14 protein-coding genes are annotated in these 15,156 nt (G+C 71.5%); 7 read left to right on the top strand and 7 right to left on the bottom strand.

Annotated elements, in window-relative coordinates; genetic code table 11:
• Positions 1-221 precede the first annotated feature (221 nt).
• Positions 222-713, top strand: coding sequence for a VOC family protein (locus ADEH_RS20235; protein ID WP_011422964.1), 492 nt, complete (start codon positions 222-224; stop codon positions 711-713).
• A 169-nt stretch (positions 714-882) separates the two neighbouring features.
• A complete protein-coding gene (gene ettA / locus ADEH_RS20230; protein WP_011422963.1) occupies positions 883-2,547 on the top strand; it encodes an energy-dependent translational throttle protein EttA in 1,665 nt (554 codons plus the stop codon).
• A gap of 131 nt (positions 2,548-2,678) precedes the next feature.
• Here the strand turns inward: ettA and ADEH_RS20225 are convergent, their stop codons facing one another.
• Together ADEH_RS20225 and ADEH_RS20220 are read right to left on the bottom strand one after the other, a co-directional pair.
• A complete protein-coding gene (locus tag ADEH_RS20225) occupies positions 2,679-3,482 on the bottom strand; it encodes an ABC transporter permease (RefSeq protein ID WP_011422962.1) in 804 nt (267 codons plus the stop codon).
• The gene (locus ADEH_RS20220; protein ID WP_011422961.1) at positions 3,479-4,462 is read right to left on the bottom strand and encodes a daunorubicin resistance protein DrrA family ABC transporter ATP-binding protein; all 984 of its coding nucleotides are present in this window, start codon (positions 4,460-4,462) and stop codon (positions 3,479-3,481) included. The genes ADEH_RS20225 and ADEH_RS20220 overlap by 4 nt, the downstream gene beginning before the upstream one ends.
• A gap of 287 nt (positions 4,463-4,749) precedes the next feature.
• Between ADEH_RS20220 and ADEH_RS20215 the strand changes: the two genes are divergently transcribed.
• Both ADEH_RS20215 and ADEH_RS20210 read left to right on the top strand, forming a co-directional pair.
• Positions 4,750-5,415 (top strand): dihydrofolate reductase family protein, encoded by a 666-nt coding sequence (locus ADEH_RS20215; RefSeq protein ID WP_011422960.1) that lies wholly within the window; start codon positions 4,750-4,752, stop codon positions 5,413-5,415.
• 200 nt (positions 5,416-5,615) lie between these two features.
• A complete protein-coding gene (locus ADEH_RS20210) occupies positions 5,616-7,028 on the top strand; it encodes a hypothetical protein (protein ID WP_232287359.1) in 1,413 nt (470 codons plus the stop codon).
• An 18-nt stretch (positions 7,029-7,046) separates the two neighbouring features.
• Here ADEH_RS20210 and ADEH_RS20205 read toward each other — a convergent pair whose 3' ends face one another.
• Entirely contained in the window at positions 7,047-7,661 is a 615-nt protein-coding gene (locus ADEH_RS20205) for a dihydrofolate reductase family protein (protein ID WP_041453730.1), read from the bottom strand.
• A gap of 211 nt (positions 7,662-7,872) precedes the next feature.
• On the opposite strand from ADEH_RS20205, the gene ADEH_RS20200 reads away from it, so the two are divergent.
• Both ADEH_RS20200 and ADEH_RS20195 read left to right on the top strand, forming a co-directional pair.
• Positions 7,873-8,265, top strand: a complete 393-nt coding sequence (locus tag ADEH_RS20200; RefSeq protein ID WP_011422957.1) for a GFA family protein — start codon at positions 7,873-7,875, stop codon at positions 8,263-8,265.
• Between the two features lie 76 nt (positions 8,266-8,341).
• On the top strand, positions 8,342-9,577 hold the full coding sequence (locus ADEH_RS20195; protein ID WP_011422956.1) for an acetate/propionate family kinase: 1,236 nt from the start codon (positions 8,342-8,344) through the stop codon (positions 9,575-9,577).
• A gap of 113 nt (positions 9,578-9,690) precedes the next feature.
• On the opposite strand, the gene ADEH_RS20190 is transcribed toward ADEH_RS20195, so the two are convergent.
• Together ADEH_RS20190 and ADEH_RS20185 are read right to left on the bottom strand one after the other, a co-directional pair.
• The gene (locus tag ADEH_RS20190; RefSeq protein ID WP_011422955.1) at positions 9,691-10,092 is read right to left on the bottom strand and encodes a hypothetical protein; all 402 of its coding nucleotides are present in this window, start codon (positions 10,090-10,092) and stop codon (positions 9,691-9,693) included.
• 68 nt (positions 10,093-10,160) lie between these two features.
• Positions 10,161-10,721 carry a peroxiredoxin-like family protein gene (locus ADEH_RS20185; RefSeq protein WP_011422954.1) on the bottom strand — a complete coding sequence of 187 codons (561 nt, stop codon included), beginning with the start codon at positions 10,719-10,721 and terminating at the stop codon, positions 10,161-10,163.
• 113 nt (positions 10,722-10,834) lie between these two features.
• Here ADEH_RS20185 and ADEH_RS20180 point away from each other — a divergent pair, with 113 nt between their 5' ends.
• A complete protein-coding gene (locus ADEH_RS20180) occupies positions 10,835-11,581 on the top strand; it encodes an SAM-dependent methyltransferase (RefSeq protein ID WP_011422953.1) in 747 nt (248 codons plus the stop codon).
• A gap of 95 nt (positions 11,582-11,676) precedes the next feature.
• Here ADEH_RS20180 and ADEH_RS20175 read toward each other — a convergent pair whose 3' ends face one another.
• Together ADEH_RS20175 and ADEH_RS20170 are read right to left on the bottom strand one after the other, a co-directional pair.
• Positions 11,677-12,066, bottom strand: a complete 390-nt coding sequence (locus ADEH_RS20175; RefSeq protein WP_157061402.1) for a hypothetical protein — start codon at positions 12,064-12,066, stop codon at positions 11,677-11,679.
• A gap of 668 nt (positions 12,067-12,734) precedes the next feature.
• A complete protein-coding gene (locus ADEH_RS20170; protein WP_011422951.1) occupies positions 12,735-15,038 on the bottom strand; it encodes a malate synthase in 2,304 nt (767 codons plus the stop codon).
• Positions 15,039-15,156 lie beyond the last annotated feature (118 nt).

Genomic DNA, 15,156 nt, shown 5'->3' with positions numbered 1-15,156 from the left:
TGCGTGCAATCCGGTGCGCCAATCGGACGCGCGGCACGGTGGCGCGCGCCGGCGCGCCCGGAGGGGGCGACCCGGCGGGCGCGCGGAACGCCGCGTGCCCGAACCGGCGCTTACGGCCCGTCAGCGCCTCGTCACGCGGTGGGGCCCATGTCGGGCTCGATCGCCGCGCCGGCGCCGCCTACACGGCACGGGAACCCGAAGTGCTCGAGAGGAGGAACGCCATGGCGACCACGAAGCCCATGCCCCAGGGACCGCGCACGCTCACGCCGAGCCTGGTGCTGCGGGACTGCGCGAAGGCGATCGAGTTCTACAAGAAGGCGCTCGGCGCCCAGGAGCTGCGGCGCATGCCCTCGCCCGACGGGAAGCAGATCTGGCACGCCGAGCTCCGGATCGGCGACTCGGTCTTCTACCTGAACGACGAGATGCCGGGGATGGGCGCGGCGGCGCCCAGCCCGGAGCATCCCGCGCCCACCACCTTCTGGATCCAGGCCGACGACTGCGACGCCGCCCACCGGCGCGCCACCCAGGCCGGCGCGCGGTCCACGATGGAGCCGGCCGACATGTTCTGGGGCGACCGCTGCGCCGGCATCACCGACCCGTTCGGCTACGCCTGGTCCTTCGCCACGCACGTGAAGGACATGACCGACGAGGAGATGCAGCGCGCGGGCGCCGAGTTCGCGCGCCAGTGGGAGCAGCAGCACCAGGGGATGTGACCGGGACGCCGGGGGTGCGGAGGGCCGGGCAGGGGCGAGTTCGCTCCGCCGGCCCTCTCGCCGTCTCGGGCCCACCGTGCCCCCGGGCCCGCGCAGCGCATCCCGCGGCGCGCCGGCCGGTTTTCGGGTAGATTCCCGCGCCTTCCCCCATCCCGAGAGAACGCGCGAAATGCCCCCGTACGTCATGTCGATGCTCCGCGTGAGCAAGATCGTCCCGCCCAAGCGGCAGATCATCAAGGACATCTCGCTCTCGTTCTTCCACGGCGCCAAGATCGGCCTGCTCGGCCTGAACGGCGCCGGCAAGTCCACCGTGCTCCGGATCATGGCCGGCGTGGACGAGGAGTACGAGGGCGAGGTCACCCGCCAGGCCGGCATCCGCATCGGCTACCTCCCGCAGGAGCCGAAGCTGGACGGCGAGCGCACCGTCCGCGAGGAGGTCGAGTCGGCGCAGGGCGAGGTGGCGGACGCGCAGCAGCGGCTGGAGGCGATCTACGCCGCCTACGCCGAGCCGGACGCGGACATGGAGAAGCTCGCCGAGGAGCAGGCGCGCCTCGAGGCGATCATCGCGAACGCGGGCGCCGACACCGGCAACGCGCTCGAGATCGCCGCCGACGCGCTGCGGCTGCCGCCCTGGGAGGCGGTCATCAAGAACCTCTCCGGCGGCGAGAAGCGCCGCGTGGCGCTCTGCAAGCTGCTGCTCTCGAAGCCCGACATGCTGCTGCTCGACGAGCCCACCAACCACCTCGACGCCGAGTCGGTCGAGTGGCTGGAGCAGTTCCTCACCCGGTTCCCGGGCACGGTGGTCGCGGTGACGCACGACCGCTACTTCCTCGACAACGCCGCCGAGTGGATCCTGGAGCTGGACCGCGGCCGCGGGATCCCGTGGAAGGGCAACTACTCGAGCTGGCTCGATCAGAAGGAGCAGCGGCTCGAGGTCGAGGCCAAGCAGGAGAGCGCGCGCATCAAGGCGATGAAGCAGGAGCTGGAGTGGGTGCGCCAGAACCCGAAGGCACGGCAGGCCAAGAGCAAGGCGCGCCTGTCGCGGTTCGAGGAGATGTCCACCGTCGAGTACCAGAAGCGCAACGAGACGCAGGAGATCTTCATCCCGGTGGCCGAGCGGCTCGGCCAGAAGGTGATCGAGTTCAAGGACGTCTCGAAGGGCTTCGGCGACCGGCTGCTGATGGACAAGCTCTCGTTCATCGTGCCGCCCGGCGCCATCGTCGGCATCATCGGCCCGAACGGCGCGGGCAAGTCCACGCTGTTCAAGATGATCACCGGCGCCGAGCAGCCGGACTCCGGCGCGGTGGAGATCGGCCCCTCGGTGAAGCTCGCGTTCGTGGACCAGAGCCGCGAGAACCTCTCCTCGGACAGGACCGTGTTCGAGGAGATCTCCGGCGGCCGCGACCAGGTGCAGGTGGGCAAGTTCGAGATGCCCAGCCGCGCCTACATCGGGCGCTTCAACTTCAAGGGCGCCGACCAGCAGAAGGTGGTGGGCACGCTCTCCGGCGGCGAGCGCGGCCGGCTCCACCTCGCCAAGACGCTCATGACCGGCGCGAACGTGCTGCTGCTCGACGAGCCCTCGAACGACCTCGACGTCGAGACGCTCCGGGCGCTGGAGGACGCGCTGCTCGAGTACGCCGGCTGCGTGTTCGTCATCTCGCACGACCGCTGGTTCCTCGACCGCATCGCCACGCACATCCTGGCGGCCGAGGGCGACTCGCAGTGGACGTTCTTCACCGGCAACTACCAGGAGTACGAGGCCGACAAGCGGCGCCGGCTGGGCGAGGAGGGCGCGAAGCCGAAGCGCCTCCGGTACAAGCCGATCGCGCGGTAGGCGCGGCTCCCGCACCATCCGCTCACCCTGAGCGTCCCTCGACTCCGCGCGGCCCGCGGGCCGCGCTACGCTCGGGATGAGCGAGCGGGCCGAAAGGCCCGCCGGAGTCGAAGGGTCGGGATGAGCGCCAGTTACCGCTCCTTGCGGTAGAGCCGCATCGCGAGCGGCGCGACCGCGGCGACGATCACGAGCGACGCCAGCAGCGTCCAGGAGACGTCCGCGCCGGCCGGCCGCCCGTGCATCAGGTCGCGGGACGCGTTCGCGAGGTGCGTCACCGGGTTGTGGCGGACGACGCCCTGGAGCCAGCCCGGCATCGTCCCGAGGCCCACGAAGATGTCGCTCGCGAACGTGAGCGGCATCAGGAACACGAAGCTCGTGGTCATGACCGACTCGGGCGTGCGCACCAGCATGCCCACCACGATCCACAGCCACGAGAGCGCGAAGCTGAACACCAGCACCAGCGCCATCGCCGCGAGCACGCCCGGCGCCCCGCCCTGCGGCCGGAAGCCGAGGATGAACCCCACCACCAGGATCACCCCGCCCGCCACCGAGTAGCGGAACACGTCGCCGGCGAGCGCGCCCAGCAGCGGCGCCGGCTGCCACATGGGCAGCGAGCGGAACCGGTCGTACAGGCCCTTGCGGATGTCGGAGTTCAGCCCCACGCCGGTGTAGACGGTGATGAACAGGACCGTCTGCACGAGCACGCCGGGCACGAGGTACTGCACGTACTGCCGCGGCGAGCCGGCCAGCGCGCCGCCGAAGATGAACGTGAACAGCAGCGTGAACATGATCGGCGTGACGGTGACGTCGAAGAGCTGGAACGGGACGTGCTTGATCTTCAGCATCGCCCGCCACGCCAGCGTCAGCACGGCCGACGGCGCCGAGGCCGGCCGCGGCCGCGCCCGGATCGCGAGCGCCTCGTGGGTCGCGTTCATCGGCTCGCCTCCGCCTCGCCGCCCGGCTCCGCCCCGTCGCCTCGCTCCGCCGTGCGCCCGGTGAGCGCCAGGAACACCTCGTCCAGGCTCGGGTTGCCCACCGTCACCTCCGCGATCTCGATCCCGCCCTCGGAGAGCGCCGACAGGACCGCGCCCGCCTGCGCCGCCTTCTCGAGGCGCGCCGCGACCTCGGCCGGCTCCGCGCCCGGCATGACCCCGTCGCCCAGCACGCGGGTGATCACCTGCTGCGCCGCCGCGCGCTGGCCGGCGTCCGCGAGCCGCAGCCGGAGCGCGTTCGAGCCGACCGACGCCTTCAGCTCGCGGCTCGTCCCCTCGGCGATGACGCGGCCGTGGTCGATGACCGCCATGCGCTCCGCCAGCCGGTCCGCCTCGTCGAGGTACTGGGTGGTGAGGAGCACCGTGGTGCCGCCCGCGGCGATGCGGCGCACCAGGTCCCAGACCTGCGTGCGGCTGCGCGGATCGAGCCCGGTGGTGGGCTCGTCGAGGAACAGGATCTCCGGCACCGTCACCAGGCTCGCCGCGATGTCGATGCGGCGCCGCTCGCCGCCCGAGTACGTCATCACCTGCCGGCCGGCCAGCTCGGCGAGCCCGAACGCGTCCAGCAGCTCCGCGGCGCGGCCCCGGGCGTCGCGCCAGGAGAGGCCGAGCAGCCGGCCCACCAGCACCAGGTTCTCCTGGCCGGAGAGGTCCTCGTCCACCGACGCGAACTGTCCGGTCAGGCTCACCTTGCTCCGCACCGCCGCCGGCTCTCGGCCCACGTCGTGGCCGAGCACCATCGCGCGGCCGCCGGTCGGCCGGAGCAGGGTGGCGAGGATGCGGATGGTCGTGGTCTTGCCGGCGCCGTTCGGCCCCAGCAGGCCGTAGACCGAGCCCCGCCGGATGGCGAGGTCCACGCCGTTCAGCGCGTGCGTCGCGCCGAAGTGCTTCACCAGTCCCGTCGTCTCGATCGCGTTCGTCACTCGCTCCGCCGCCTCGCCGCCGCCCGTGCGCGCTGGTGGGTATAACGCCCTCGTCCTCGGGGCGACACGTCCCCGGGACCGATCCAGAGGAGGGGGAGGAGGCGACGTGACCTGCGGCCGGGCGAGGCGCGTTCACCCCATCCGGAAGGTGCTCCCCGGCGGTGCCCGGCGTAATCGAGGTGCACCCCACGTCGCCACGTATCCTCCGGCCCGCCTCGTGCGTCGCTCGATCCGAGGACGGGGGTCCCAGCTGCCGCGGGCGCTGCCCGCGCGAGAGGAATCCAACCATGTCGAAGCTTCGCGTGAACGCCTTCTCGATCTCGATCGACGGTTACGGCGCCGGCCCGGACCAGTCCCTGGAGCACCCGCTCGGCGTCGGGGGCATGTCGCTGCACGAGTGGGTCCTCGACACGCGGACGTTCAGGAGGATGCACGCCGGCGGCGCCGCCGGCGCGGACGAGGGCCGGCGGGGCGTGGACGACGACCTCGCCGCGCGCAGCTTCGAGAACGTCGGCGCCTGGATCCTCGGACGCAACATGTTCGCGCCGTCGCGCGGGCCGTGGACGGACGACGGCTGGAAGGGGTGGTGGGGCGAGAACCCCGTCTATCACGTGCCCGTCTTCGTGCTCACGCACCACGCGCGGCCGCCGCTCGAGATGCAGGGCGGGACCACGTTCCACTTCGTGACCGAGGGCATCCACGCGGCGCTCGACCGCGCGAAGGAGGCGGCGCGCGGGAAGGACGTCCGCCTCGGCGGCGGCGTCGCGACCGTCCGCGAGTACCTCGCCGCCGGGCTCGTGGACGAGCTGCACCTCGCGATCTCGCCGGTGCTCCTCGGCCGCGGCGAGCACCTCCTCGCCGGCCTCGACACGACCGCCCTCGGCTACCGCTGCGTCGAGCACGTCGCGACGGAGCGCGCGCTGCACGTCATCCTGAGGAAGCAGGGCGGGTGAGCCGCCGGCGCGATCGCGGCGCCGAAGCACACCCCGACGACCTGCCATGCGCGGCGCGACCCGCGCGCCCGGTTGTGGAGCATCGCCCGACGGCATCTGATCCGGTCGAGCGCGCGCGCGCGTGGCCGGCTGCCCCCAGCCGCGGCCGGCGAGGGAGGTCGGCCATGAGGAACAGAGGGCGATGGGGAATTCGCGCCGCCGTGCTCGGCGCGCTCGTCTGGCTGCCGCTCGTGGGCGGTGCCGCGGAGCCGGGCCCGACCAGGCTCACGGCGGAGCTCGAGCGGCGTGGATTCCACGTGACGCCCGGGGGCGTCGAGGTGTGGAACCGGGGAGAGGCCTGGTGCAGGTACGCGCCAGACATCGATCACGCCTGGTACAACAACAACGCTCCCTATCTCGTGCTGAAGGTCCCGAGGGCGGCAGGCTCTGCCGAGCTGGTGCAGGACTTCAAGCTCCGGCCTGACGAGGCCATCGTGCTGGTCGGGACGACGCCGCCGCCGGAGCGCTACTTCGCGTTCTACGCGTGGATCGCGAGCAAGGTGTACCCCGACGGCCAGCGGCTGCCGGGGCTCATGGTCGCCCCGACGGATCCGGTCAACCACCTGTCCATCAAGACCGAGGGCCCGCCCGGCGATCCCTTCGGCAAGCGGGTCGCGCTCGTCTTCACGCCGGACCGGGGCACGTATCGAAGCGTCCTCCAGGCGCTCGGGGACGTCGGCTACTCGACGGACGCCGTCAACCAGGTCGTGTTCCCGGCCTCGATGCTGAACCTCGGGGACGGCGATGCCGCCGACGACTTCCGGATCCAGATGCGGAACGCGATGTGGGAGGACGGCTACGAGAACGCCGGCGAGGCGTACATCCGCAACGCGCCGCTCCGGATGTTCCGGGTGACGCCGCGCGTCCCGGTGGACGAAGGGGACCTCGACCCCTTTCCGCTGCCCGGGCTGCGCATCCGCGGGACCGGGCAGTCGGAGGTGTACCTCTGGAACACGCTGGGCGTGCTCCGGCAGCGCATCCTCGACGCGAACCCCGGGATGGACGCGAAGGACGTTCCGGTCACCGTGCCCGTCGGCTACGAGGGCATGGACGACCTGCAGCGCGCCGTACCGGTGGGAGGCGACGCGCGCGACGCGTTCTGCCTCCAGGCCGGGTACCTGCCCGAGTTCCTCTCCTGGGACGACCAGATCACGCTCGGTGACGGCGAGTTCCTGATGGCCTTCGGCGCCAACCACGCCGCGACTGGCAAGACCTCGTACATGAGCATCAACGTCTACACGGGCGAGGCGAAGGACGGGAAGCTGTCCATCGGCACGGTGGACGATCGCAAGCTCTCCGGCACCGCAGCACGGTTCCTGCCCCCCGGCGATCCCGCGGCGGGCCTGATGTACGCCTACAAGATCTCGAGGAGCTGCGGAGGCGAGGCGAACTGCCTGCAGGTGCCCTCCGAGGACCTCGTCAAGAAGTGCAGGCGACTCGACGTGGGCCCCGACACGGTGCTGGGACTGCTCTACCGCATGTACCTCGAGCCCGCGACGAAGAGCGGGGCAGCCATGCAGGAGGTGCTCTACGACCGCCTGATCAAGTTCTCGCCAGGCAAGGCGGCCCCGTAGCCAACGGAGCGGCCGGGATCAGCCGCCCATCCGCCCGTACTCCGGCTTGCCGGCGCGCTCGAGCCGGAGGTACGTCCCGCCCTTCTCGCCGCTGACCGACTCCACCCGCCGGAGCGCCGCCGGCGCCGTGCCGCCCGCGAACAGCCGCTTGCCCGAGCCGAGCAGCACCGGGAACACGAACAGGCGGTACTCGTCCACGAGGTCGTGCTCGAGCAGCGTCTGGAGCAGCTCGGTGCTGCCCCACGTCTGCACGGTCCGGCCCGGCTGCTGCCGGAGCTTCCGCACCTCGCCGACCACGTCGCCCTCGATGAGGTGGGAGTTGTTCCACTCCACGCGCTCGAGGCTGCGCGAGACCACGTGCTTCGGCCGCGCGTTGAGCGCGCTCGCGATCGGGTTGGCGGGGTCGGTGATCTTCGGCCAGTAGCTCGCGAAGATGTCGTAGGTCTTGCGCCCGAGCAGGAAGCCGTCGGCGTCGGCGAACCCGTCGGCGACGACCCGCTCCAGGACGTCGTCGGAGTACGGCGCCATCCACCCACCGTGCACGAAGCCGCCCTCGCGGTCCTCGTCCGGCGCGCCGGGAGCCTGCATCACGCCATCCAGGGTCAGGAATGCGTTCACGACGATCTTGGGCATACGCGCGTCCTCCACCAGCGAGGCCAACCACATGCCGTGGACCCGGCCGGCGGGCACGGACCATCGATCGCGCCCCAAGCGAGATGCGAGGGCAAGGGCCACGCGCAAGCGGGCGGCCGGTAGAAAGGCGTTGGCCGGACGACGGCCGGGAGGTCGCCCTTCCGACGCCGGCCGGCCGCGGTTACGAGAACGAGCTCCAGAGGAGGCGCAGATGGAACGATTCACCGGCGGCTGCCTGTGCGGCGACCTTCGATTCGTGGCGACCGGACGCCCGTACCGCGTCGGCATCTGCCACTGCCTCGACTGCCGCAAGAACCACGGAGCGCTGTTCCACGCGTCCGCGATCTTCCCGGCGGACGCGGTGAAGATCGAGGGCGAGTCGCGCACGTTCGCCGGCAGGTCCTTCTGCCCCCGCTGCGGCTCGCCCGTCTTCGGGCTCAGCGAGGACGAGATCGGGTTGAACCTCGGATCCCTGGACGCGCCCGACCAGCTGAAGCCGACGTACGAGCTCTGGACCATCCGCCGCGAGGCCTGGCTGCCGCCGTTCCCGCAGACCCGGCGCTACGAGCGCAATCGCGACGGCACGAGCCGGTCGGAGGAGTAGTCGCCGGGCGTGGTACCCCGCCGGGGCGGATCCTGTATAACGGCAGCCCGACCGGCCGCCGGAAGGATCCGCCTCCATGAACGTCCTCGTCCTGAACTGTGGCAGCGCCACGACCAAGTTCGCCGTCGTCCACGCGTCGAACGGTCACGTCCACGTCTCCGGGAGGGTGGAGCCGCTCGGGAGCGGGCAGTCGGCGCTCGAGCTCGAGCACGAGGGCCGCGCGGAGCGGCGCACCGTGCCGGGCGAGGGGATCGACGCCGCGCTGCGCACGGCCCACACGCTGCTGCGCGAGCTGGGGCTCGCAGAGGGGCTGCTCGGCATCGGCCACCGCGTCGTCCACGGCGGCGCGAAGTTCTCCGGGTCGATCCTGATCACCCCGGAGGTGATCGCGAAGATCAAGGAGTGCATCCCGCTCGGCCCGCTGCACAACCCGTCCAACGTCCGCGGGATCGAGGTGGCGCAGCAGCTCTTCCCCGAGTTGCCCCAGGTGGCCGTGTTCGACACCGCCTTCCACCAGACCATGCCGCCGCGGTCGTACCTCTACGCGGTCCCGTACGCGTGGTTCGTCGAGCACGAGGTCCGGCGCTACGGGTTCCACGGCACCAGCCACCGCTACGTCTCCGAGCTGGCCGTGAAGCAGCTCGGGCTCGACCCCGAGGATCACGCCATCGTGACCGCGCACCTCGGCAAGGGGTGCTCGCTCGCGGCGGTGCGGAACGGGCAGAGCATGGACACGACCATGGGCCTCACGCCGCTCGAGGGCGTGGTCATGGACAGGCGCAGCGGCAACATCGATCCGTCGATCGTCGCGCACATGAAGAAGCAGCTGAGCTGCAGCATGGAGGAGGTGATGGAGAAGCTGAACGCGGGCTCGGGCCTGCTCGGCATCTCCGGCCTCTCCGACGACATGCTGACGCTGGAGCGGGCCGCCGAGGCGGGCCACGAGCGCGCCCGACTCGCCATCGACAAGTTCTGCTACTCCGTCTCGAAGGCGGCGGCCGGCATGTTCGTGTCGCTCGGCCGCGTGGACGCGCTCGTGTTCACGGGCGGCATCGGCGAGAACCAGGCGAAGGTGCGCGCGCAGATCATCGGGCTGCTCGCGTTCGCGGGCTTCGCGCTGGATCCGAAGGCGAACGAGGCCCACGGGCGCGGGCAGGGCGGCCGGATCACGCGCAGCACGAGCCCCATGGCGGCCGTCATCCCGACGAACGAGGAGTTCATGATCGCCCGGGACACCGCCGAGATCGTCGCGCGGGACGCGTCGCTCGCCGAGCGCTGGGGCGAGGCGGGGCCGCTGCGCGCGGTGCGGTAGGGCGTCGCCGGATCGATCCGGCCCAGGTCGTCCAGGTGCGAGACCCGCACGCCGCCGCCGCAGGCCGGCGGGACGGCGGGGCTGCGCGCCGGCGCATCACCGAAAGGATGCGGCTACCGGGGCGCCAGGGGATCCTCCCCGGCCGACCAGGACGGCAGGACCCGGTCGACGAGCTGGAATTCGGGCCCGTCGTGGCGGGTCAGGACGACGTAGACCTGATCCTTCGGGACGCCGAACCAGCGCTCGAGCTCATCCATGAACGCGAGGCAGAGCCGGCGCTCCTGGTCCTTGGTCCGGCCGAGGCGGAGGTCGGCGCTCGCGAGCGCGACGCCCCGCGCCGTATCCTTCGCGAGGCCCAGCGTGAGGCTGCCCCGCGAGTGCGCGCGGACGAGCACCGCGACGTGGTCGGTGCCGGTGTCCATGATCTCGCCGAACCGGCGGGCGATCTCCTCGCCGAACCGGGCGCGGGCGTCGTCGGGCGGGGAGACGTTCAGGTCGAAGACGAGGTGGGGCATGCGGGCCTCCGGAATGTGTTGCGGCATGCGGCGCCGCTGCGGCGGGGTCGCGACGTGAAGAATCGTACTCACGGGGGCGTGCGCGCGCTTGCGTCGCGGTTCGTCGAGTCCACGGCGCCGAGCAGCGCAGGGATGGGCGCGTCGTCCCCGATGCTGCGGCCGAAATGGGCGAAGGCGATCCGCCCGGCCGGAGCGAGCACGAACGCCGCCGGCAGCTGCGTCTCGCGGCCCTCGAACCGGCCGTGGCGCTTGCCGGCCATCGTCGCGTGCACCAGCGCGAGCAGCGAGCGGGGAGCGAGGTAACCCGCGACGCTCGCCTCGACCGCGAACGCGTCGTACAGGCGCGCGGTCGGATCCGCGACCGCGGAGAACCCCGGCCTCCACTCCGCCATCGCCGCCCGGAGGTGCTCCGCGCTGGACTGGAACACCATCCAGACTCCGCACGAGCGCGCGCGGAACTCGGGCATCGCGGCTGCGATCCGCGCGACGTGGAGCTGGCACACCGGGCAGCCCACGTAGCGCGTGAACAGCACCACCGCCGGCGTCCCAGGCCTGCTGCACTCGAGCCGGCGTCCATCGACGTCGTCCAGCGCGGCAGCGGGCGCGCGATCGCCGACACGTAGCCTCATCCCGGGTCCCTGGATCGGTTCAGGCTGCGGCATCATGCGGGGTACCTCTGGATGCAACCCCGGACCACCCTCACGCCGAGGCTAGCGCATCCGAAGCGCGAAGGAGCTCAACAGTGGACATCCCACGGATCTTCAACGTCAGCGAGAGCGCGCACCGCATCCACAACCCGTTCACGCCGGAGAAGCTCGCCACGCTCGGCGCGGCGCTCCGGCTGGAGCCGGGGACGCGGGTGCTCGACCTCGGCAGCGGCTCGGGCGAGATGCTGTGCACGTGGGCGCGCGATCACGGGATCCGCGGCACCGGCGTGGACATGAGCCAGCTGTTCACCGAGCAGGCGAGGCGCCGCGCCGCCGAGCTGGGCGTCGCCGACCGGGTCGAGTTCATCCACGGCGACGCGGCCGGGTACGTCGCCCGCGACAAGGTCGGTGTGGCAGCCTGTCTCGGCGCCACCTGGATCGGCGGGGGCGTCGCCGGCACCATCGAGCTCCTGGCCAGGAGCCTCCGCCAGGGAGGGATCGTCCTCGTCGGCGAGCCGTACTGGCTGAAGCTGCCGCCGACCGAGGAGGTCGCCAGGGGATGCCACGCCGCCTCCAGCTCGGACTTCCTCCTGCTCCGGGACCTCCTCGCGTCCTTCGACAAGCTCCGCTACGACGTCGTCGAGATGGTGCTGGCCGACCCCGACAGCTGGGACAGGTACGAGGCAGCGAAGTGGCTCACGATGCGTCGATGGCTCGAGGCGAACCCGGACGATGACTTCGCGAAGGAGGTCCGAGCCGAGCTGACCGTCGCGCCCGAGCGCTACGCCACGTTCACCCGCGAATACCTGGGCTGGGGCGTGTTTGCACTGATGTCGCGGTGAGTGCCGGGGCGTCGAGCGGATGCGCCGCCCCGTCGTTCCCCCGCCTGCCCGCGAGGCCCCGTGGGCGCGGGCACGTTCCGGGCACAGCACGCCGCCTACCGCGCGGGTGAGGGCTGGTACACGATCTCGACGCCAGCGACCGAGCGTTCGCGCGTGAACGTTCGCAGGCGATCGTCGTGCGTCAGGCGCAGCACGCGGTCCGATTCCCATATCGGCTGAACGTCGAGCGAGACGCCCGCGTCGTGGTTTGCGTCAGCGGTGAAGGTGTTGCCCGCCTCGTTCGGCAAGGCCTTGCCACGCCGAAGAATTGAAACCTGAACGCCGAATCCCGTCGTCGCGCCGCAGTCCCGCTGGAACACGACGGCGTGACGTTCGCCCGATGGTGAGTGCACGTCGGCGAGCACGTCGTTCCTGCACATGTTCAGGAAGTCCGAGCAACCCGCAAGGGCCAGCACCGAGGCAGCAGCCATCGCTCGCGTCGCCATTCTCAATCGAACTTCAAGATGTCTCGTAGCTGCGGATGCGAAATCAACGGTCGCCAAGCACGTCTCCCCGGCCGTCTATACCGCACGTTTGGGGGCGCGGGAGGCGGTGATCGCGCCACAACGATGAAGGCGAACCAGCGATGAACGCCCGAGGCGGCGTGCTGCGCGCTCCTACCTCGAGAGCTTCCGGAGGGTCTCGTCATGTGTGGCCTTCGCGCGCCGGATCGAGCCGCCGACCCTTGCTCGCTTCGAGCCTCGGATGGGTTCGGTGATCAGCCGGATCTGGATGGAGCGCGCACAGCGCTGCCGGCGAACGGCAGCTACCACATCTTCCGCCACATGTTCTGCTCGCACCTCGCCATGGAGGCACCACGGCGAAGGCGATTCAGGAACTCGCCGGCTACCAGGACCTCACGACGACGCAGCGGTACATGCACCTGTCGCCGGCGCACAAGAACGCGGCGATCCGGCTGCTGGACCGCAGACCTGTCGAGGATGAGGTCGGAGCGCCCTTCGACTCCGCCCCGCCTTCGGCGGGGCTACGCTCAGGGCGAGCGGAAAGCCTTGGAGACGGCTTGGAGACGAGCCTCCGGCCGGAGCTGAAGTCGAATCCTTCCGCATAGTTAGGGAATGGAGGCGCCGGGAATCAAGCCCGGCGCCCCCGCGTCCTACCCCCCGAACACGTCGTTCACGTAGTCGTGCGCCTCCAGCGCGCCGTTCGGGAGCGCGCCCTTCTCCACCCGCGCGGCCACCTCGGCGCGCTCGAGGTCGAACATGGCGTCGAGCAGGCCGGCGCGGTCCTCGGGGCGGGCGGCGCCGATCACGAACAGCGCGCGGGCGCTGTGCTGGATGTAGCGCTTGGAGAGGAGCTGGCGGTGCAGCAGCTCCATGATGACGGGCGCCTTGGAGCGGTCGAAGCGCGCGGGCTCGCCGCGGCGGTCCTGCTCGGCGAAGAACGCGTCCGTCCACTCACCGTGGAACGTGTACACCTTCTCGAACAGCGCGCGGTCGAGGCGCGTCCCGGCCTTCACCGGCTCGGCGGGCTTGCCGAGCACCACGCCGTCGCCGGTGAGCGTGGCGCGGAGCAGGTGGCCGTCCTTCGTGACGGGCGCCTGGTGGCGCAGGAGCGCCCACAGCCACGACACGTTGATGCGGTAGGTGGCGAGGTCGTTCATGAAGCGGAGCTTCAGCTCGTAGTCGTCGATGGCGGCGGCGAAGTTGCCGTTCAGGATCTGGAAGCCGTAGTTCGCCGCCATGTAGAACGCGTGCTGCACGTGCTCGATGGTGACGTCGCCTTCCGGCACCCGGTAGATCGCCTCCCAGCGCGCCAGGTCGAGCAGCTTCTCCGGCGCGTCCACCTGCTCGCGCGCCAGCACGAACGGCGTGATGCGCCCGTTCGCGTCCACGAGCCCGCGCGAGCGGAACAGCGCCCGCTCGTCGTCGGAGAGCCCGCTCGCCACCGTGGGCACCTGCTTCCCGCCCGCGTCCACGGTCTCCACCGGCGCGTCGAGCAGCTCCTGGAGCGCGCCGACGCGCGCGCGGAGCGGGCCGTTGCCGGCGCCGACGTACTCCGGCTCCGGGCTCGCCACCCAGCTCTGGCGGTACGCGTCGTGGAGCGCGCCGCGGACCTTGCCGCCGAGGACGGCGTCGAGGGTGGGCTGCTCGCCGGGCCGCAGCGGCGCGTCGGGCACGAAGAACAGGCCCAGCAGCCGCTCGCGCAGCTTGTCGATCACCATGGCGCGGAGCGCGAGCGGGTTGTAGCGGGCGCGGCCGTAGGGATCGCCGGCCTGGTAGATCATCACCGCCGCCATGCCGCCGATGGGCGCGGCGTGGGTCAGCTCGCCGTCCTTCATGCCCGCCATCAGCATGAGCAGCGCGTTGTAGCGCTGGTACGCGAGCATGCCGGGCGTCGCCATGCCGATCGTCTGCGGGTCGGGGAACACGCCCTGCGGATCGTCCTTCCACATCTCGATGAGGCTGCCGAGGTAGTCCCAGCGGCCGACGTTCGTGCCGAGCAGCCGGCGCCGCAGCGTCCAGACGATGGCGGGGAGCTGGCGGCCGGCGTTCCCCTCCTCGTAGAGCATCTTCGCCTTGAGCGTGCCGGCGGGCACGCCCATCATCCCCTCGAGCCGCGAGAGCAGCCGCTCCACGATGAGCGCCTCGCGCGGCGTCTGCAGCTTGGGGATGTAGAAGTACGCGCCGCTCCCGGCGCGGGTGAGCGCGTCGTAGCCGTTCAGCGCCCAGAGCGTCGCGACCACCACCAGGCCCGGCGCGGGCCGGCCGTCCACCGTGACGTGGTCGTAGCGGATGTGCAGGCTGGGCGGGCGGGCGAGGCGCGTGGGCCACTTCGCCTGCGGCGTCGTGATCCGGTAGCTGCGCTTCTTCCCCTTCTTCTCGACCTCGTAGGCGCGGTCCGACCAGCGCCCCTCGAAGATCTCCTTCGCGTTCTTGAGCGCCGCGAACACGCCCACCGGCTCGCGCGCCGGCGCGCCGTCGGGGCGGAAGTGCGGCGGCGAGGCGTCCTCGAAGTCCGGCATGTTCATCGGCGCGGGACTGTTGAGCGCGTTGAACGCCATGTCGAGCGGGTGCCAGGGCCCGGTCAGCTCCAGGCCCGGGTTGCGCGACGGGTGCACGTGCTCGGGGATCGCCACCTCGTCGTTGAGCCGCCAGCGCAGCGGGCTCTCCTTGCCGAGGAAGTTGTCGATCATCCCCTGGACGATCTGCCGGAACGTCCAGGCGCTCCCTCCGACCGGGTCCTCGAACGCCTCGTTCCAGTGCGGCCACGCGTACTTCGTGGCCACCGGCTCGGGCGAGCGGAGCAGCGCGCCGCGCGCGGTCAGCGCCGCCTCGATCTCCGGCTCGAGCTCGCGGGTGAGCGTCTCGATGGTCGCGTCCACGTCGAGCTCGCGGCCGTTGACGCGCTTGCGGCCGAACAGCTCGGGGAACTGCTCGAGGATGTCCGCGCGGATCATGGAGGCCCTCCGGGTGGCTGTACGCGCGCCGGCGGCACGGGCCGCGCGGCGGGCGTCCAGCTTAGGTGGTCCCGCGCGCGCGGCGCGGCATGCACCTGAGAGGGCTGCGACCGGGAGA

Source organism: Anaeromyxobacter dehalogenans 2CP-C (assembly GCF_000013385.1).
In the GTDB taxonomy this organism is placed as follows: Bacteria; Myxococcota; Myxococcia; order Myxococcales; family Anaeromyxobacteraceae; genus Anaeromyxobacter; species Anaeromyxobacter dehalogenans_B.
Note: the sequence above shows the minus strand (reverse complement) of the source record. Positions and strands in the feature narration are given on the sequence as shown.